Genomic DNA, 21,823 nt, shown 5'->3' with positions numbered 1-21,823 from the left:
ACAATCAAGCTACAAAAATTTGTGACAGTCCGATCTGTCATCAATGCGCTCGCTCTGGCTCAATTGCGTTTGTTTCTAGGCTTCAACCTAGTAACTTCAGCGTAATAGCTAGCGGGGGAGTCGACTAGCTTGACTAGGACGATTGATCGTAAGAGGATGCGAAGTACGACCTCGATCAGCGCTTGCTGAATGCGCAAGAGGCCCTCAACGTGGAGTGCAGGATGCCTTGAAGACGTTGCTCGGATTCAGAGTCGATCCCTCTTGCGATGGCAAGATGATGGCGCGCCCTTACGATAATTTTGATGCTTTGGAGTCCTGCGGGGTCGTCGCAGCGCCGCAAGAATTACTTTTTCAACAGAATCAGCCAAGTGTTGGGTGGTTATGCTTGATCTCGCTTAGTCGCCAGACGTCAGATGTGGTTGATTTCACGCGTCGGTGATGCAAAAGAGAGATGCCTTTTCGTGAGCAACCCAAGCCTCTGAAAGAGCGAAAGTTGAAGTCGTAACGGCACGGTCCGAAATTCCGTGACACTAGGAGTTCTCAAGGATGCGGAACAGGCAGTCTTACATCATCTGCACCACGATGCGCAGCGGAAGTACGCTACTCGCAAGCGGATTACGTCAGACGAATATGGCGGGCCGGCCCGAAGAGTATTTCGCGCCCCCTGTGCGTCTGCCACAAGCGCAGATTTTCGACATGGACCCTGCACGCTACCAGGCGCTCCTACAGGCGCATCGGGAGGCACATCCCGCAGATCAGACGCTGCGTCAAATTATCGATGCAGGCACCACCGACAACGGTGTGTTCGGCGTAAAAATTCACTTTCAGCGGCCATTTTCCGACTTCCATAACGCAGTGGAGCTACTCCAGGCTAGCTTTAACGATCGTCTGGCATCCCCCCATGTTTTGTTCAGTCGAGCTTTTCCGCGCCTTTCTTATATCTGGTTACGCCGTTCCGATCGCATCGAGCAGGCTGTGTCGCTGTTCAAGGCCCTCAAGACCAGCGAGTTCGTCCGTGTGGAGGGCTCTAATGACCCGATAAAGCCGATCAACGTCGAGGACTTCGACTCCGCGGCGATCCGACGTCTTGCCGATTGGTTACAAAGTGGCGACGACGCTTGGCGTTCATTCTTCAAGCGATACAGGCTCCAGCCGTTGACGATCGACTATGAAGATCTCGCAGCGAACTATGAATCCACATTGCACTCGGTGTTGAATTTCCTAGGGCTGTCGGCGCAATGCGGAGCCATCGCACCAACCCGGCATCGGCGCCAGTCCGATGAAATCTCCGAAGAATGGGTGATGCGTTATCGTGAGATGTATGCGTGACAACCCCTACGGACTTAGCGACATGCAGTCGTAATGCCCCAGTGAGCGGTCCTGCTGATCCCGACGGCCTTGGGTCATCGTTGCTGGACCGCTTCATGGCGCAAGTCGAATGCGCACCCGATGCGATTGCGCTGACATGGGGCAGCATCCATGTCACCTATCGCGACCTACAGGAGCGCGCCTGGCGGCTCGCGTGTAGGTTCCAGGAGCTAGGCGCAGGACCAGGTTGCATCGTCGGACTGTGCATTGAACGATCGCCACTGCTGATCAGCAGCGTGCTCGCCGTTCTCCGAACTGGCGCTGCGTATTTACCCATCGACCCAGGGACGCCTGCTGCGCGCATTGCATTCATGCTGGACGATAGCGGTGCAAGCCTGCTGTTGGCCGAGCCGGACCTGTGCGATGAGCCAGAGTTGAAGGGCCGCACCGTCGTGCGACTGGACCGTGACGCCGGAAGCGCAACGTCGAGCGCAATGGCCGGCTCACCCCGAGCATTTTCGCAAGGTGCGTTGGCCTACGTGATCTACACCTCCGGATCGACCGGCCAGCCTAAAGCGGTATTAGTGCCACAGTCCAACGTGGCGGCCTTGTTCGATGCATCCCGGGTGCGCTTCGGCTTCGGTCCGCAGGATGTCTGGACGCTGTTTCACTCTTATGCGTTCGACTTTTCGGTATGGGAGATGTGGGGAGCCTTGTTACATGGCGGCCGGCTGGTCATCGTCCCCAGCAACGTCAACCGCAATGCCGAGGCTTTCTACGATCTCGTCAGCCAAGAGTGCGTCACTGTCCTCAACCAGACGCCTTCTGCATTTTCGCAGTTTATGGCGGTCGACGAGTTCCGACGTCTGGCATTACATCTGCGGCTGGTCATTTTCGGTGGCGAAGCGCTAAGATTCAGTGGTCTACGTCGCTGGATAGAGCGGCACGGCGATACCACCCCGGAGCTGGTGAACATGTACGGCATCACCGAAACGACGGTGCATGTCACCCTGCGGCGTGTGGTGGACGTAGACGCACAGCAGCAGTCTGCAAGCCTCCTAGGGCAGGCGCTACCGCACCTTGCAATCCATATCCTCGACGAATCACTGCGACCGGTCGAAGACGGTACCCCAGGTGAACTTTACGTCGCCGGCGCCGGTTTGGCGTGGGGCTATCTCAACCGCAGCTCGTTGACTGCGTCTCGCTTCATCGCCAGTCCCTTCGCTGTGGGGGAGCGGTTGTATCGCAGTGGCGATGTGGCCAGACGCACCCCAGACGGCGAGATCGAATATCTTGGTCGCACCGATCAGCAAATCAAGCTGCGCGGCTTCCGGATCGAGCTTGGGGAAATCGAGGCTGCTCTGCTGCGGCATCCAGCCGTTCGACAAGCGGTCGTGACGGTCAAGCAAAGCGATGATCAGCAGAGCGCTCTGATTGCTTATGTCGTCGGCTCGTCCGCCTCGGCATCCGAGATCGCGTCGTGCGCCGACGAGAGCGTCGAGCAATGGCAGGCGCTCTACCAACAGACCTACCAACCTGTCGGTACGCAGTGCGCGCCCAGTTTTACCGGCTGGCTAAGCAGCTACACCGGCGCACCCATTCCAGAACAGGACATGCGGCAGTGGCTGCAGGCAACGGCGAGCAGGATCCTGGCACGGCATCCGCAGCGGTTGTTGGAAATCGGATGCGGATTGGGCCTCGTGCTGGAGCAGCTTGCGCCCCATTGCCAATGCTACGTCGGTACCGATCTCTCGTCAGCGGCGATATCACGCCTGAGAGAGTGGATACACTCGGCCGATAGTCTGCAGCATGTCAGCGTCCATGTGCAGCCGGCGATCGAGTTTGCAGGGTTGCCGGACGGCTTCGATACGATCGTATTGAACTCGGTCATCCAGTACTTCCCCGGCACCGACTACCTGCTGGAGGTGCTACGACAGGCGGTCGAGCGGGTGAAGGCGGGGGGACGGATCTTCATTGGCGACGTACGCAACTACGACCTGCTTGAGGCCTTTCATGCGTCCGTACAGTTGGCACGGGCCAACGACGATATGCCAGTGGCGCAACTGCGCCTAGCGATCGACCGTAGCATCTGGCAGGAAAAGGAACTCCTGGTTGCGCCCGACTTCTTTCGAGCCTTGCCGCACTGGTTGCCTACGATCACCCATGTCGAAATCCTGCTCAAGCGTGGCGATGCGCAGAACGAACTCAACCAATACCGATATGACGTATGGCTAGAAGTGGGAGCCGCTGAGCAAGCAATCCCCCTCCCGGAAGTGTGGCGGCCGCAAGGCAACGATCCGCTGCAGGAGCTCGACGGGTATTTTTCCCAGCACAAGCCGGCATGCGTGCGGTTGACCGACATGCCCAATGCTCGGCTTGCGATCGCGTTGGCCACGCTGATATGTCTGCGCAGCTGCAGCGACACCCTGTCTGTGCGCGAGCTGCGTGAGCAGGTCGGAAAGCTGCATGTGCCTGCGCTGGAGCCGGAAGCACTGTGGCAACTGGGAGAACGCCATGGCTACGATGTGATACTCACCTGGTCGCAGACAGTGGCCGGGTACCTGTCAGCGGATCTCATCGACCGTCGCGCCACCGTGACCGCCTTGCATCCTAGTGCAGTAGCGACGACGCTAGCGGCTGATTTATCGCACTACACCAACGATCCGTTGGCCGGCGCCTTTCAGCAAACGCTCCTGCGCGAGCTGCGCGAGCACCTGCGCAGCTCGCTTCCTGAGCACATGCTGCCGTCGGCGACCATCCTGTTGCCGGCGCTACCGCTCACCGCCAATGGTAAGGCGGATAAGCAACGTCTGCCCGCGCCCGACGAGCGGCCCGATGTGGCCGACTACGCCGAACCTCATACGCCATTGCAGCGAACCCTGGCTGGAATCTTCGCCGATGTCTTGCGCCTGGATCGGGTAGGGCTGCACGATAGCTTCTTCGAGCTCGGTGGCAACTCGCTGTTGGCGATGCGTATCGTCACTCAGCTGCGCAGCCAGCTGGCGATCGATGTTCCGTTGCGAGCGATCTTCGAATATCCGACCATCTCCGGGCTCGAGACCGAGGTGGAACAGCATTTGGATGCGCCCTTGCAGGAGCCGGAGGCGCCGCTAAGGCCACGTCTTGGCTGGGAGCACATCCCGCTTTCGTTCCCGCAAGAGCGGCTCTGGTTTCTCGAACAGCTTGGCCTGGTGGGCGCCGCCTACCACGTGCCATTGGCTTTCCGGATCCATGGAGCACTGGATGTGCAGGCGCTGCGAGGCGCGGTCGCCGAGCTTGTGCAACGTCACGAGATGTTGCGCACTCGGTTCGTCGTCGAAGACCAGGAGCCGCGGCAGGTGATCGATGCCGGCTCGCAAGACCCTCTGGTCGTCCACGATCTCAGCTGCCTGGACACTGTACAGGTGCAGGCACGCGTTGCCGACCTGCTGGCCAGCGAGGCAGGCCACCAGACCGATCTCCAACGTGGCCCACTGTTCCGTGCACGCTTGCTGTGCATTCACGACAGCGAACATGTGCTGATCCTGGCCGCGCACCATCTTGCCGCGGATGGTTGGTCGCATACGGTGATGTTTCGCGAGCTCAGCGCGCTTTACCGCGTCCGCACCCACCCGGACACTCCGCCGTTGCCTGCGCCTGCGCTGCAGTACGCCGATTACGCCGTGTGGCAGCGTCGGTGGCTGACAGAAGCACGCGTCTGCCAACAACTGGATTACTGGAAGCGGCAACTGGCCGATGCTCCGGATCTGCTGGCGTTGCCCACGGACCGGCCGCGTCCGGCCGTGGCCAGTTTTCGTGGCGGCATGTATCGGTTCACGCTGCCGTCCGCGGTTTCGCGCCGCCTGCCCGGCTTCGCCCGCGAGGAAGACGTCACCCCCTTCATGGTGCTGCTCGCGGCGTTTCAGATCCTGCTTGCGCGCTGGAGCGACAGCTCAGACATTGTGGTCGGCACGCCGACCGCCGGCCGCACCCGCCAGGAAACCGAGCAACTCATCGGTTTGTTCATCAATACGCTGGCGCTGCGCGTACATATCGATCCATATGCCAGCTTTCGCGAGATCCTTGTACGCGCCAAGGAAACCGCGCTTGCTGCGTATGCCCACCAGGATGCGCCGTTCGAGAAGGTGGTGGCCGAGCTAAGGCCAACCCGTAACCTCTCGCGTCAGCCGATCGTGCAGGTGATCTTCGCGCTGCAGAACACGCCCCCCGGCGAGTTGCGCTTCGGTAACGCACGCGTCGAGCCCATCGCCCTGCCCAGCGCGACCTCCAAGTACGACCTGACCTTGAACGTCATCGAGGTCGGAAGCCGCCTGGTTGCTGAGATCGAATACGCCACCGATCTATTCGATGCGACCACCATCGCGGATGTGGCACAGATGTACAGCACGTTGCTGCAGGCGGCAATGGAGCGTCCCGTTCTGAGGGTTTCGCGTCTGCCCCTGACAGGCGAAACACCTGTGCTCCCGCCGGGGGCCGCGTCTGCGCCGCGCCGCAGTGTCAGTGATTTGTTCCAGGCCCAGGCCGCGCTCACCCCGCATGCACCAGCGATCGAATCGCCCTCTCTTTGCCTCAGCTATGCCGAGCTGAACGCGCGCGCCAATGCTTGGGCGCTGTGGCTGCGTCGAAACGGCATCGGCCCCGGCGATATCGTCGCGGTGATCAGCAATGGCGACGTCGATACGTTCGTGGCGATGCTCGCCGTGATCAAAGCCGGAGCGGCGTATCTTCCGATCAATGCGGGATCCCCCAAAGAGCGGCTGCGAGGTCTGCTCGGGGACGCTTGTCCACGTCTGGTACTGGTGGATGCGTCGATGCTTGCACAGTTGCCGGAGCGGGCGACTGCCGTCGCGTTCCAGTCCATCGCCACGGCGGCGGTGACCGCGGAGGCAACAGAACTGCAAGCCGTATGTGCCGAACCCTCCGTCGATGACCTCGCCTATGTCATCTACACCTCCGGCTCGACTGGCAGACCCAAAGGTGTGTTGATCGAGCACCGTGGACTGCGCGATCTGGTCGTCGCACAAATCGAAACATTCGCCATCACCTCGGCCAGCCGGCTCCTGCAGTTCGCCACGCTGGGCTTTGATGCCTCGGTCTCGGAAGTGTTCACCGCCTTGTGCAGCGGTGCCTGCCTATGCCTGCCTGGCCGAATGGACATCCTGGCCGGCGACACCCTTGCTGCCACCCTGCAGGCACGCGCGATCACCCATGTGACGTTGCCACCCAGCGCGATTCCCGGGCTTGTGCAGGCTGGTGCCGCGACGAAGCTGGAAACGCTGGTGGTCGCCGGCGAAGCCTGCGCGGCGTCCATCGTGCGGTGTTGGCCAACGACAGTGCGCTTCATCAACGCCTATGGTCCGACCGAGGCGACTGTCTGCGCAACCCTTCACGTCTGCGATCCGGCAGATCCTCGCAACCCTCCGATCGGCAAGCCGCTGGCGCATGTGCGCGTTTACGTACTCGACGACGCGCTGCAGCGTGTGCCGGCGGGAATTGCGGGCGAGATCTACATCGGTGGGACCGGAGTGGCGCGGGGCTACAATGGCAGGCCGGCACTCACGGCCGAGCGCTTCCTCGCAGATCCTTTCGCCGATCCCGGTTCGCGCATGTACCGGACCGGCGACCGTGGACGGTTACGCCCGGATGGCAGCCTGGAATTCCTTGGACGTCTCGACCGCCAACTGAAAGTGCGCGGCTACCGCATAGAACCGGGCGACGTGGAGGCGGCATTGCTCCAGGAGGGTAGCGTCGGTCAAGCCTTGGTACTGGCTCAGGGAGAACTCGACAGCCGGCGACTGATCGCTTACGTGGTCGCCACCGTTCCAGGTGCCGTCTCGCCAGAGGCATTGCTGGCCGCCGCACGCGTTCGTCTGCCGACCTACATGGTGCCTTCCACGCTGGTCGTGCTGGAGCAGTTTCCGCTGACATCCAGTGGAAAGATCGATCAGGCTGCCTTGCCGCCGGCGGTGGCGGTCTCCACGGCGCAGACACACACGGCTGCGCGAACGCCGAGCGAACGGCAACTGGCCGCGATCTGGGTCGAGGTCCTGGGATGTTCGCCACCGAGCGTGGAAGACAGCTTCTTCCGTCTGGGCGGACATTCCCTGCTTGCCACTCGCGCCGTGGGACGGATTCGCGAGGCGATGCACGTGGATCTTTCCGTACGCGACTTCTTCGCTGCCGACACCTTGGAACAGTTGGCCAAGGTGGTCGCGTCGGGTGCGGGGGTGCTTCCGTCAGTGGCAGTGCTGGGGCGGGTTGCGCGTTCAGACCGGATGTCGTTGTCCAGCGCCCAGCAGAGTCTATGGATGCTTGACCGGCTGGGCTTGGCCGGTGGCGCCTACAACATGCCGATCACCTTGCGCCAGCAGGGCAGGCTCGACACCCTGGCCCTGCAGCGGGCGTTGTCAGAGCTCGTGCGCCGGCACGAGGTGCTGCGGACCATCTTCGTTTGCGATACCGAAGGTCCCCACTGCGTCATACAGCCGCCGCAGGGCGTCGAGCTGGAGATCCACGATCTTCGCGCAGTGACTGAGGCAATCTGTGCCGATGCGTGCATGGACCTGCAGCGGGCGCACATAGAACGCCGCTTCGACTTGAGCAAGGACCTTCTGCTACGCGCGCGCTTGCTGCAGTGCGCGGACCAGATCTGGCTGCTCTGTCTGGCGACGCACCATATTGCCGCAGATGGCTGGTCGATCGCACTGCTGGTGAAGGAGCTGCGCCTTCTTTACACAGCCTTCGCCGACCATCGTGACACACCACTGCCGGAACCGCTGCTGCAGTATGCCGACTACAGCGCCTGGCAACGGGAGCGTAGCGACGGGCATGCGTTGGATGCGCACAAGCGCTACTGGCTGGAACAGTTGGCAGGCGCGCCGATGGTTTTCGAACTGCCGGCCGACCGCCCACGCCCGCCGTCACAGTCGTACCGCGGCGCGCTCCACCGCTTCACCCTATCGGCGGACTTGCATCGCGGGCTGTCGACGCTGAGCGCAGCGCGCGGCGTCACCTTGTACATGACGATGCTCGCGGCCTTCAACGTCCTGTTGACCAGGTTGAGCGGCCGCCAAGACGTGCTGATCGGCTCGCCCATCGCCACGCGCATGGAACCGGGTCTGGTCGATGTGGTCGGGCCCTTGTTGAACACCATCGTCCTGAGGTTGGACCTGACGGATGATCCATCGTTCGACGCGCTGCTGGCGCGTGCCCGCGTCGTGACATTGGACGCCTACGATCACCAGGCAATGCCGTTCGAGCACCTGGTCGATGAGCTGCAACCACCCCGCGACCTGGCCAGACAGCCGCTGGTACAGGTGTTTTTCTCGCTCCAGAACCAGCCGTCTCCCCAGAGCGGGCCTTCGTCCGCATGGCAGTGCGTGGATGGTCCCTGGAACTATGCCAAGTACGATCTGTCGTTGTACGTCGAGGAATCGGCAGATGGCCTGTCGTGCCAGTACGAGTACGCCACCGATGTCTTCGATGCTGCCACAGTCGAGCGCTGGGGCGATCATCTACTTTGCCTGCTTGCGGGAGCGCTTGCAGATCCAATGACGCGGGTCAGTCGACTACCGCTGCTCGGCGAGGTCGAGCGCAAACGTCTGCTCCAGACATGGAACGCCACTGCACGCGCAGGCCTGCTCGCCCAGTCGATTCCCGAGCTGATCGGACACCATGCACGGTGCCGGCCGCAGACCATCGCGGTGAGCTGCGCCAAGCGTTCGCTGACATATGCCGAGCTTGATCGGGACAGTGCGCTGATGGCCGAGCGACTGCAACACTCGGGGGCACGCACAGGTTGCCGGGTCGGCATCTGCGTCGAGCGTTCGGTGGAGCTCGTCGTGGCGATGCTGGCAGTGCTCAAGTCCGGAGCCGCCTATGTGCCGCTGGATCCGGCTTATCCGCAGCATCGCCTCGACTACATGGTGCAGGACAGCGAGGTGTGTTGCATCCTGACCGATCGCGCGAGCGTCGCGCCAATGGCCTCCTGTATCGCGAGCGATCGTCTGCTCTTCATCGACGATCCGGATCTGCTGTCGGCCAGGTCCGGGCAGGCGGACCCGGTCACACGTTCTGCCGATAGCGTTGCGTACATCATCTACACCTCGGGAAGCACCGGGCGGCCCAAAGGCTGCGTGATTACCGATCGTGGGCTGCTGAACCTGCTCGGTGCGATGGCAGATCAGTTCGCCGTGGGCCATGGCGACCGACTGCTTGCGGTCACACCATACAGCTTCGATATTGCCGGGCTGGAACTGCTGATGCCGTTGCTACGCGGTGCCAGGACGCATATCTGTACGTCGGCGCAGGCGCGCGATGCGCGACGCCTGATGCAGGCCATACACGAGGTCGGGCCGACAATCATGCAGGCCACGCCGGCCACCTGGCAGATGCTGTATCGCGCTGGCTGGCGCAATCAGGGCGACATGCAAGCCCTGTGCGGCGGCGAAGCGCTTCCGGATGCCTTGCGTGATCGTCTTGCCAAGGACGGCATCGCATGGAATATGTATGGACCGACCGAGACGACGATCTGGTCCACTACAGGACCGATCACGCCAACGGGTCCGATCACCATCGGCAGACCGATCGCCAACACCTGCACCTATGTCCTGGATGCGGCGATGCAACCGGTGCCGATCGGTGTGGAGGGCGATCTGTATATCGGTGGTCACGGCGTATCACGCGGGTACTGGAAGCAGCCCGCTCTGACCGCGCAGCGCTTTGTCGCCGATCCGTTCGCGGTTGGTCGGGTCGTTTACCAGACCGGTGATCGGGCGCGCTGGCTGGCCGATGGATGCCTGCAATACCTGGGGCGTCGGGATGCACAGGTCAAGCTACGGGGCTTTCGCATCGAACTGGGCGACGTCGAAGCCGCACTGGCCAGGCACCCGGGCGTGGATCTATGCGCCTGCGCGATACGCCAGGATGCCGAGCCCCAACTCGTCGCAGCCTATGTGCCCGCACCGGGACAAACGCCGGGCCGTCGCGAACTGATGGACTACCTCCGCGCGCATCTGCCCGACCACATGATTCCTGTGGCGTATGTCGATGTACCCGCATTGCCGCTGACGGCGAACGGAAAGATCGACCGTGCAGGGGTCGGTGCCTTGGCTGATCCAGCCCCAGTGCAGGTGAAGGCCTCTGCGGCAGATACCATCACACAACGCCTGCTGCTCATCTGGCAGGCCGTGCTCGGCCGGCGCGACCTTCGCCCTGACGATGGCTTCTTCGAACAGGGCGGAACGTCGCTGCAGGCGATTGTCGTTGCAGAGCGAATCGCTGCAGAACTCCATCCTGGTTTCGAGGTCACCGCGATCTTCGAATTCGGGTCCATTGCCCGCCTTGCCCGTCATCTGGAATCGCTGACCGATACGGCCACTGGACCAGCGCCCGTTGAGCGTGCACCCACGCCCCGTGCTGTTTCAGCACCGACAGACGTACCGGCGTATTACGCCGACAGTGTCGCCATCATCGGCATGTCCTGCGCTTTCCCGGGTGCCAGCAATGCCGAGGAGTTCTGGCATAACCTGCTGGCCGGAAAAGAGAGCATCGAGCGCGTCCCGGATGGTGAATTGCGCCAACTCGGCATTCCCGCGCATGTCCTGGCCGATCCTAAGTACGTCCCGGTACGTTCCCAGCTGCACGATCGCGATGTGTTCGACGCGGCGTTCTTCAACGTCTCGGAGCGCGATGCGCAGCTGATGGACCCACAGCTACGCCTGCTGCTGATGCATTCATGGCGCGCGATCGAGGATGCCGGCTATCGCATCGACGAGGTAGCCCGCACGGCGGTGTTCGCCACCGCCAGCACCAGCGCCTACCACGCACATCTCTTGGCCTCGGCCTCCGCATCGGCGCAGAGCATCGAGCAGTATGTGGGTTGGATCATGGCCCAGAACGGCACGCTGCCCGCGGTGATCTCCAACAAGCTCGGCTTGGTGGGACCAAGCTTGTTCGTGCATTCCAACTGTTCCTCCTCATTGAGTGCGTTGGACCTGGCGCACCGGCGACTGCTGGAGGGCGAATGGCCATTCGCCCTCGTCGCAGCGGCGCGTGTGGCCAGCTTCGAAGGCACCGGTTACGTGCACCAGGAGGGCATGAATTTCTCCAGCGACGGCCATCTGCGCGCCTTCGATGCCGCTGCCGATGGTGCCGTCGGCGGCGAGGGTGTAGCGGTGCTGTTGCTGAAGCGCGCACACGACGCGATTGCCGATGGAGATCCCATTTACGCAGTGCTACGTGCCACGGCGACCAATAACGACGGAGGCAACAGCGCTGGCTTCTACGCTCCCGGCGTGGCGGGTCAGCGTGACGTGGTGGACCGTGCGCTGGCCGTCAGCGGTATCGACCCGGAGTCGATCAGTTATGTCGAGGCGCACGGTACCGGCACGCCGCTCGGCGATCCGATCGAGATCGCCGCACTCTCACAGGCCTATGGTGCCCGTACAGGACGACGGCAGTACTGCGGCATCGGCTCGGTCAAGACCAACATCGGCCATCTCGACACGGCGGCAGGACTGGCCGGTTGCATCAAGGTGGCGCTCAGTCTGTCGTATGGTGAGATCCCGGCCTCGCTGCATTTCGTTTCGCCCAATCCTGCTTTGAAGCTGGAGCAGTCTCCGTTCTTCGTTGTCGATGCCCGGCGCCGACTGCAGGGACCGGCACCGCATCGTGCGGCGGTCAGTGCGATGGGCGTGGGAGGCAGCAATGCGCATGCGATCCTGGAGGCATGCATCGCGCGACACGCGCAGGACCAAGACAAGGAAGCGATCGGGCCATGGCTGTTTCCGCTTTCTGCACACGATCCGCAATGCCTGCGCGTGCTCGCGCAACAGCTGGCGAGTTTCGTCCAGCATCGGCCAACGCTGTCCTTGCGCAGTCTTGCCTATACCTTGCAAGTGGGCCGCAAGGAAATGCCGTATCGCATTGCGATCGTCGCAGGCGATAGCGATCTGCTGCAGACCCGATTGCGCTGCTACCTGGACGGCGAGTCCGCTGCGGCCGGCGTTTACTGCGGTCATGCGAGCCCGTCCTCGCCGCGTGCGCACAACGACCCGGCGAGTGCAGAGTTGGCATCAGCGCTGGCACGGTGGGTCGCGCAGGGGCAGCAGGACATGCTGGCTTCGTTATGGGTCAGCGGATTTCCGTTCGACTGGCGTTCGCTCTATGGCACCACGCCACCGCTCAGGATCAACGCACCCCTTTATCCTTTCAACAAAACACGTTTCTGGCTGGATACCCCCGCGATGGAGCCCGCTGTGGCCTCGACACAGCCGCTGAAGGTGGCGTTGTTTGCCGAGCGCTGGGAGCACTCGGCGGCGCCGCGCATGACCTGGGATCACCCCCGGTTTGTCGTGTTTTGCGATGTTTCTCCTTCCACCCCGTTTGCCGATGTCATCCACACCCGCACCGACGTTGCGGTGCGGGTGTGGCCACGGACAGGCGACAGCATCGGCACACGATTCACGACCTACGCATCGTCCTTGCTCGACCTGGTGCGCGAAGCGGCGTCGATGGCGCCGGCAATGATCCAGCTGGTGCTGCCGGGCGATGACGAAGGGCGCGTCTGCGGCGCGCTGGTGTCGCTGTTGCTCAGCGCCAAGCGCGAGTACGACAGACTTGAAGTACAACTCCTTCATCTTGCGGCGGATGCAACCACCGAGGCCGCATTGCAGTTGATCGAGTGCGAACCCTTTGACATGCGCGAATTACGTTGCACGCATGCAGAGCCGCTGATCCGTCGGTTCGTTCCGGTGCCCAACGGAGCGCAGCCAGCGCCTTGGCCCTGGCGCAATGCCGGTCGCTATCTGATTACCGGCGGTGGCGGTCGACTCGGGCTGCTTCTGGCTCGGGAAATGGCCGCGACACTGCGAACCGGCACCTTGGTTCTGGTCGGTCGCAGCGAGGCGTCGCCAGCGCTTGCTGCACAGGTGGCAGCGTTGTGTACGGCGGGATTGCACGTGGAGTACCGCCGCGCCGATGTCAGCGACCGTGCCGCCGTGCAGGCAGTGTTGGGCGAGATGACCGATCGGTACGGCGGTATCGATGGCATCCTGCATGCGGCCGGCGTACTGGACGACGGATATCTTGCGCGCAAGCGCGCTGAGCAACTGCAGGACGTGCTGGCGCCGAAGGTGGCCGGACTCGAGCACCTGGATGCCTGCCATGGCTCTGCTCCGTTGGACTTCCTGATCTGCTTCGGTTCGATCGGCGGCGCACTCGGCAGCGCTGGACAGTGCGACTACGCCGCTGCGAATGCCTTCATGCGCTCTTTTGCCACGGCCCGCGCTGCACGGGTCGCTCTTGGACTGCGTCAGGGCAGGACACTCTGCATCGATTGGCCATACTGGCGCGATGGCGGCATGCGCCTGTCCGCTCAGGCCGAGGCGGAACTCGCACAGGCTGGCCTGGCGCCGCTTGGCACCGTCGATGCCATGGATGCACTTCGTCGTGCTTGGCAGAGCGGAGAGTCGTGCGTGAGTGTGCTAGCCGGAGAACGCGCCGACATGGCTGCGCTGTTTGCCGCAATCGCCGAACGCAAGCCTGACGTAGCCCGCATGCAGCGGATAGACGTTTCGCCGGATCTCGCCAGCTTGACACTGCGACGGCTGATCGAGGTCTTTAGCGAGGTGTCCAAGATCGATCCCGCGCGTGTCGACGGCACCGCGGCGCTGGAGACGTTCAGTATCGATTCGATCATGATCGCCCAGCTCAACCAGCGCCTGACGGCCACCTTTCCCGGCTTGCCGAAGACGCTGTTCTACCAGTTCAACTCGTTGAAGGCGATCGGCGACTTCCTGGCAGCCGAACATGCCGAGAGTTGCGCGCTCTGGGTGGGTAGCTTGCTGCCAGCCGTCGCTGCCCAAGACGTTGCCGTGCCTCACAGGACGGTTGCTGCGGCCGACCCTGCCGTAATCCGACGGAGCGCGGCCGATGCAGGCGAACCAATCGCGATCATCGGGCTCGCCGGCCGCTATCCGCAGGCCCGCAGTCTGGATGCATTCTGGGAAAACCTGCGCACTGGCCGCGACTGCATCGGTGATATTCCTGCGCAGCGCTGGCCATTGGAAGGCTTCTTCTGCGAAGACCCGCAGCTGGCGATCGCCAGCAGGATGAGCTACAGCAAGTGGGGCGGATTCCTGGAAGGATTCGCCGACTTCGATCCGCTGTTCTTCTCTATCGCGCCGGCCGAAGCGCTCGACATGGACCCGCAGGAACGGCTGTTCCTGCAGGCGTGCTGGGAAGCCTTGGAGGACGGCAACTACACGCGTCGGAGCTTGGCCAGCAGGCATGGAGGGCGTGTCGGCGTGTTTGTCGGCATCACCAAGACCGGTTTCGAGCTGCATGCCCGGGATCTGGCCGAGCACGGCAGCGCGGCAACGCCTTACACCAGCTTCGGCTCGGTGGCCAACCGGGTGTCCTATCTGCTCGATCTGAATGGACCCAGCCTTCCGATCGATACGATGTGTTCGGCGTCGTTGACCGCCATTCACGAGGCCTGTGAGCATCTGCTACGCGACGAATGCGAGATGGCGCTGGCTGGAGGTGTGAATCTCTACTTGCATCCGTCGACCTATGTGGGTCTGTGTTCGCAGCGCATGCTGTCCACCGATGGGCATTGTCGAAGTTTCGGTGCCAACGCCACGGGCTTTGTACCTGGTGAAGGCGTCGGTACTGTGCTGCTCAAACCGCTGTCGCGTGCCCAGCGCGACGGCGACAGGATCCATGGCGTGATCCTGGCCTCGGGCATCAATCATGGCGGCCGCACGCATGGCTACACCGTGCCCAATCCACGCGCCCAGCGCGACCTGGTGCAGCGGACCCTGGCACGGGCCGGCCTGGATGCGCGCGATATCAGCTACGTCGAAGCACATGGCACCGGAACGGAGATGGGCGATCCCATCGAGGTGGAAGGGCTCTCGCAGGCATTCGCTACAAGCACGCGTGAACTCGGGTTCTGTGCGCTGGGTTCGGTCAAGTCGAATATCGGCCATCTGGAAGCCGCGGCAGGGATCGCCGGGCTGACCAAGGTGCTGCTGCAGTTCAAGCACGGTGAACTCGTGCCGACGCTGCATAGCACCAACCCCAATCCCAACATCGATCTGGCTGGTACACCCTTCGTGCTGCAGCAGCAGCTCGCGCCTTGGACGCGGCCACGCCGGGCTGATGGCGCTGCAGTTCCGCGCACGGCTACGGTGTCCTCGTTCGGCGCTGGCGGGGCCAACGCCTTCCTGGTGGTGCAGGAGGCTCCGCCAGCCCTACCGCAGACCATTGCGATGTCTCGTGCCTCGGGCTGGCCTGCGCTGATCGTGGTTTCGGCGCGTCGGCCCGATCGGCTGATGGAATATGCAAAGCGTCTCGAAGTCGCCCTCAAGCGCGGCTCGTTCACCGATGCCGACGTGTCCGCTGTCGCTGCCACGCTGCAATTGGGTCGGGAAGCGATGGAATATCGAATCGCGTTTGCGGCCACCTCCTTGGCGCAGGTGATCGACAGCTTGCATGCGTATGTGCATGAGCAACCGCGCCGTTCCAAGCTTTACGCCGGCCGGCGAATGGGCGGTGGCGCGATGCCGACGTTGCCGGACGGCTGGCAGGCAGGTCCCCACGAGGTGGCGCTAGAAGCCTGGTCGAGCGGGGCGGAGCTCGATTGGGCCTGTCTGTACCACGGCGTGCCCCGCAGTGTGTCGTTGCCGACGTATCCGTTCGCGGAAGAAGAATATTGGCCGGTCGTGGCGCTGCGCGGGCGTGCCGGTGCAGCGCCCGCAGGAGAGCAGGGTGCGACCAGTGCTCTCCCCGTGGACGCTGTCGCCGGCAATGCGACCCTGCTGGTGCCGGAGTGGCAGAACATCGCCGCGCCAGACGCGTTGCCAGTCGATGCAGATGTACTGGTCATCGGCGTGACCGACGCACTGCCGGACACGATAGAAGCCGTCTCGCCTAGCGGTGTCGCAGCGGTCGCGTGGAGTGATCGCGCGTCCCTGCGTCACCGCTTGATCGAGCGGCCTGTGAGTCGGGTGATCTGGTTCATTCCCCATGCGTTGCAGGCCGCGTTCGATGCGCCGATAGAGGAGCACACCGCGGCGGTCGCACAGTGCCTGGAGCTGTTGCAGGAACTGGACGCGATCGGCCGGTGCGGTACCGCTATCGCCCTCGTTGCGGTGACGCGGCAATCCCAATCGGCGGTGGCGGACGATTGTCCCGATCCAGCACACGCAGCGGTGGTCGGGTTTCTACGATCGGCTGCAAAAGAGTATCGCCATGCAGCGGTGGTGGTGGCCGATCTCCCCGTTGTCCAGACGCCGCACATCGGAGTATTGGCGGCATTGCACGCGGTCGTCGGCCGGACAAGCGTGTATGCCCATCGTCATGGTCGTTGGCTACGCAGCCAGCTGACCACCCTGCACCTGGATCGACCACGGTCTACGTCCGTCCGCGAGGGCGTCTACATCCTCGTTGGAGGTGCTGGCCACGTTGGACAGCACATTACCGAGTATCTGCTGCGCGGGTTGGCCACCGTCGTCTGGGTAGGGCGGCGACCGGAAGCGGACATACAGCAGGCACTCTCGCGCTTCGGTGGCGATCGACGTCTGCAGTATTGCCAGGCCGATGCGGGAGACCTGGAGTCGCTGCGTCGTTTGCGAACTCAGATGCTCGGGCGCCACCAACGGATCGACGCGGTGCTGGTGGCGACGACCCACTTTTCCAGGGTGCCGCTCGGATCATTGTCGCAGGGCGATCTGCATGAGGCATTCGGCGCCAAGGTCCGCCCAGCTGTGGCGTTCGCTCAGGTTTTTGCCAATGACCTTCGCGATGGCATCATTTTTCTGTCATCGCTGGTGTCGTTCATCGGCAATCGCGAGCAAAGCCATTACGCCGCAGCCTGCGCGTGGCAGGACGCTTTCGCGCGTGCGCTGTCGCTACGTGGAGTGAGGGCCAGGGTGATGAACTGGGGCTACTGGACCATCGACGACCCGAGGCGATCGGACGAGCTGCGCGAGATCGGGATCGACTTCATCGATGCTGCTTCAGGTGGCTGGGCGCTGGATGTCCTGCTTTCCGGCCCGTTCGAACAACTCGGCTTCCTGCGCACGCACGCGCCGCTGGCAGTCGAAGGCGTGAACCTGGTCGATCGTATTGGTCTCGATGGCGACCGCGTCCGCAGGATCCCGCAGGCTCAGCAGGACGCAGATGCCGCCAGCACTGGCCAAGACGATACCGACCCGACCTTGCGCGAGGCGGTGCAGGCAACGGTCGCAAGCGAAGTATGCCGTGCCCTCGGGCTGGATCCGGCCTTGCTGGACGAGCAGGCGATGTTCGCCGAATTCGGGCTCGATTCCATCATCGGTCTCAAGGTCGTTCGAGCGATCAACCAGAGTCTGGGCATCAGCCTGCCGGGGCCTTGCCTGTTCGACCATCCCAATGTCGACAAACTCACCGCGCATATCCTGGCCAGTCACCGCGTTGCCGCACGGCATGCCCCAGTCGACCGTGTTTCCGGGTCAACCACTACCACCTCGCCGCAACCGGCAGTCGCACGGATGGCACCGATCCAGCGCGAACCAATCGCCATCATCGGCATGAGCGGACGCTTTCCGCAATCCGACGATGTCGATGAGCTCTGGCGGAATCTGGCTGCCGGGCATGATTTGGTCGAGCCGGCCACGCGCTGGCAGAGCCAGGCGCGGCAAGGTGACGACGACGTGCGCTGCGCTCATGCCGGATACATTCGCGATGTCGAGTATTTCGATCCACTGTTCTTCCGCATATCGCGTGCCGACGCGTTGCACATGGACCCGCAGCAGCGCCTCTGCCTGGAGGAGTCGTGGAAGGCGCTGGAGAATGCGGGCTACGCTGGCCAAGCCATCGCCGGCAGTCACTGCGGTGTCTACATTGGATGCAGTGGCGAAGACTATACCCAGCTGCTGGACGGCGAACTTCCGGTCGCCGCCATGCATGGCAGCTCGACAGCCCTGTTGTCATCGCGTATTGCCTATCACCTGGATCTGCACGGGCCGGCGATGACGATCGACACCGCTTGTTCGAGCGGATTGGTGGCTGTCCATCTGGCGTGCCAGGCATTGTGGATGGATGAGATCGAGCTGGCCATTGCCGGAGGTGTGCATGTGCAATGCACCGATGGCTTCCATGCCATCGGTAGCCGTGCCGGCATGCTATCGCCGGATGGCCGTTGCTTCACTTTCGACGAGCGGGCCAATGGCTTCGTGCCCGCCGACGGCGTCGGCATTGTCGTACTGAAGCGGCTCTCGGCAGCCCAGGCCGATGGCGACCACATCGTGGGTATCGTCAAGGGCAGCGCGATCAACCAGGATGGCACCAGCAACGGCCTGACCGCGCCGAGTGCATCAGCACAAGAGCAACTGGAGTGCAGTGTCTACGCGCGCTTCAACATCGATGTCTCGCACGTCCAGATGGCCGAGGCGCACGGTACCGGGACGGTGCTCGGCGACCCTATCGAAGTCCAGGCGTTGACACGGGCATTCCGCAAGCGCACCGACCGTGTCGGTTACTGCGCGATCGGCTCGGTCAAGAGCAATATGGGTCACGCCGCCGAGGCGGCCGGAATGGCGGGCTTGTTCAAGGTACTGCTATCACTGCGGCATCGCCAGTTGCCACCCACGCTGCATTATCGGAAGGCAAATCCGCATATCGATTTCAGCAATAGCCCGTTCTTTGTCAACACCACGCTGCGTGACTGGCCAGCGCCCGAACACGGCCCACGACGGGCGGTGCTCAGTGCCTTCGGCCTCAGCGGAACGAACGCGCACCTGGTGATCGAAGAAGCACCAGCATTCCCGGTTTCCCGATCAACCGGGCGTGCATGGCCCATCGCGCTATCGGCACGCACCCCCCGCCAGTTGCGAATCAGCCAGCAACGTCTGTTCGATCACCTGCAAGCGAGGCGGGATCTGGACCCGATGCAGCTCAGTCACACCCTGCTGCAGGGCCGGCAACACCTCGATTGCCGTTGGTCCTGCGTTGCCGCCGATATCGCCGAGACGCTATCGGCGCTGCAGACGGCATTGGCAACCTCACCCGACACTGCGTCAACTCGGTTGGGCACACGTGAGCGCGAGGGGTTGACCAAGCAAGCGGAGCGCTGCATCGAGGCGGCCGCGTACCCGCGCGAGCGCCGCGCCCAGCTGGACGCATTGGGCGAGCTCTTCGTCCGTGGTGCGACGCCCGATTTCGCTGCGCTGTTCGGCCTGCAGGCGCGTCGCATTCCGCTACCGACCTATCCGTTCGCGCGCGAGCGCTATTGGCTGGTCGACGCCGCGCCGGATCCCGCCGCCCATGTGTCAGCGGTGACGCCGCCCGTGTCCAGCACCTCACCAGGCGATGAGTTGCAGACTTTCATCGTCGACTTCCTCGAACGCGCGCTCGTGCTCAATCCCGGTGAGCTGACGCCGGAGATCGACCTGCAGGAGCTGGGCGCAGACTCGCTGGTGAGCATGCGGCTCATGCGCGAGATCGGGCATCGCTACGCCATCAAGGTGTCTGGCCGAGAGGTGTTCGACCACAGTACGGTCGCTGCGCTGGTGGTCTACATCACTGAGGTGCTAGCCGCTGTCCCTGCGCCGGTGACTGCCCCGGTCGTTGCCGCCAGCAATCCGCACCACGGGATCGATGCGCTGCTGGATGCATTCGAGGCCGGCGAACTCGGTATCGATGCCATGGAAAGACTCATCGAAGGGGGAGCAGCGCGATGACCGTCCGTGAGCTGTTAAGTGCATTCAAGCGTGGACAGATATCGCGCGATGAATTGCGCCGACAGCTGCTCCAGCACGAAGTGGCCAATGAACCGCTTTCCGAAGGTCAGCAGGGCCTTTGGATGCTGCAATCGGCCAAGCCGACGTCATTCGCCTACAACATCCCGCTCTGCCTGCGACTACAAGGCCGGCTGGACGAGAAAGCGCTCGAAGGTGCGTTGTACGAGGTCATGCGTAGCCACCGGATGCTGGCATCGGCAATTGTCGAGCGCGACGGGCGTCCGCAGCGGCGGTCCCTGGCTCCCGATACGCTGTCGCTCACACGGCATGCGGCTGTGCATCTGGACGATGCATCGCTGATGGAGGCAATGTCGGTGCGGCTGCAACAGCCGTTCGTACTGGATGAAGGACCGCTTATGCGGGCCGATCTGTACTCGCACACCGACGAGGTCTGGCACCTGCTTCTTGTCGTTCACCACATCGCCTTCGACGGCGGATCGGTCGCTGTCTTCATGCAGACCTTGTGTGCCACCTACGAACGGTTGGCCAAAGGTCTGTCCACGGCGGCGCCGCAGATGAGCGCGCTCGATTTTGGTGCATTCGTGCAATGGGAACGCGACTTTGTCGCCAGCGAGGCTGGTGCGGCCTCGCTGCAGTTCTGGAAGCAAAAGCTGCACGGTGCCACCCCGGTACTCGGTTTGGGTTTGGCCACGGCGGATCCGTGCCGCCCGCATACGCTGCGGCATGCGCTGGACGCTGATGCAACGCAAAAGATCCGTAGCCTCTGCGCACGGTTACGCATCACGCCGGCAAGCTTTTTCCTGTCGATGTATCAAGCGCTGCTTGGGTCTGTTTCCGGCAAAAGCGATATCACGATCGGCATGGCGGTCGAACGCCGTCGACACGAAGGCTTCGACCACACGGTGGGCTGCTTCGTCAATCTCGTCGCCGTGCGCTCCACGTCCGAGTTCGCCGCATCGCTGGATGATCGTCTCCGCAGCACCCACGCCGGGTTGACCGAGGTCCTGACACATGCGGACTATCCGTTCCAGCGTGTGGCGCGTGCGCTGCATCAGCGTGGCGATGGATCTTCCCAGCTGTTCGACACGGTTTTCGAGTACAAGAGTCGCCGCTTCTTCGCGCTGCCCTCGACACGGAGGGAATGGGCAGGGGTGCGCTTCGAGCCTGTGGAAGGCCTGTACCAGGAGGGCGAGTATGCGCTCGCCTTCAAAGTTGCCGAGCAGGAAAGCGGCTATATCCTGTACTTCGACCATGACGCCAGCCAGGTAGCTGAGTACACGGCTGAGAGCTGGCTGCATTCGATCGTCATCGCGATCGACGCTGCGCTGAGGCCAGAGCGCAGCGTCGATCACGGTGCGGTTCTTCCCGAGCAGGTCGCTTGGTGCCCGCTGCACGAGGCGATCGGTGTGCAGTGCCAGCGCTATCCGCAGGTGCCGGCTGTAGTGCACGAGACAGCGCAACTCAGCTACGCTGAACTCGACGCGCGATCGAACTCCCTGGCCGAACACCTGCAGCGCGCTGGCGTTGCTGCGGACTCCCTCGTCGGCGTATTGCTGGAGCGGTCGATCGATGCGGTCTGCGCCTTGCTCGCGGTATGGAAGGCCGGGGGCGCCTATCTGGCCCTCGATCCGGAACTCCCGGCCGAGCGACTACGCTTCATGATCGAAGATGCGGCCCCCGTGACGATCGTCACACGCGAGCAGCTACGTGAACGACTGCCCTGTGCGGTAGAGCATCTGGTGCTCGTCGAGGCGATCACGGGCACC

Annotated in this window: 3 protein-coding genes (1 of these 3 only partly in view); all 3 read left to right on the top strand. The window is 63.0% G+C overall.

Annotation, left to right across the window (positions count from 1 at the left end; genetic code table 11):
• Nucleotides 1-546 precede the first annotated feature (546 nt).
• Tightly spaced (each overlapping or abutting the next), the 3 genes in view from FHT09_RS16585 to FHT09_RS16575 form a layout consistent with a single transcriptional unit that may run on beyond the window.
• Nucleotides 547-1,329: a Stf0 family sulfotransferase gene (locus FHT09_RS16585; RefSeq protein WP_104606206.1), complete on the top strand. Its 783-nt coding sequence runs from the start codon at nt 547-549 to the stop codon at nt 1,327-1,329.
• Complete coding sequence (locus FHT09_RS16580) at nt 1,326-20,036, top strand: amino acid adenylation domain-containing protein (RefSeq protein ID WP_343205072.1); 18,711 nt, start codon at nt 1,326-1,328, stop codon at nt 20,034-20,036. Before FHT09_RS16585 ends, FHT09_RS16580 begins: the two co-directional genes overlap by 4 nt.
• Nucleotides 20,033-21,823 carry the beginning of a non-ribosomal peptide synthetase gene (locus tag FHT09_RS16575; protein WP_104606204.1) on the top strand. Its footprint extends 14,151 nt past the window's final position, so 1,791 of the gene's 15,942 nt are visible here — the first part of the coding sequence; the start codon lies at nt 20,033-20,035; its stop codon lies off the right edge, out of view. Before FHT09_RS16580 ends, FHT09_RS16575 begins: the two co-directional genes overlap by 4 nt.

Source organism: Xanthomonas sp. CFBP 8152 (assembly GCF_014199025.1).
GTDB classification, from domain to species: Bacteria; Pseudomonadota; Gammaproteobacteria; order Xanthomonadales; family Xanthomonadaceae; genus Xanthomonas; species Xanthomonas arboricola_B.
Note: the sequence above shows the minus strand (reverse complement) of the source record. Positions and strands in the feature narration are given on the sequence as shown.

What these genes read in the sequence shown, in the direction of transcription:
- FHT09_RS16585 (WP_104606206.1), top strand. Translation starts at nt 547, where the DNA reads ATGCGGAACAGGCAGTCTTACATCATCTGCACCACGATGCGCAGCGGA.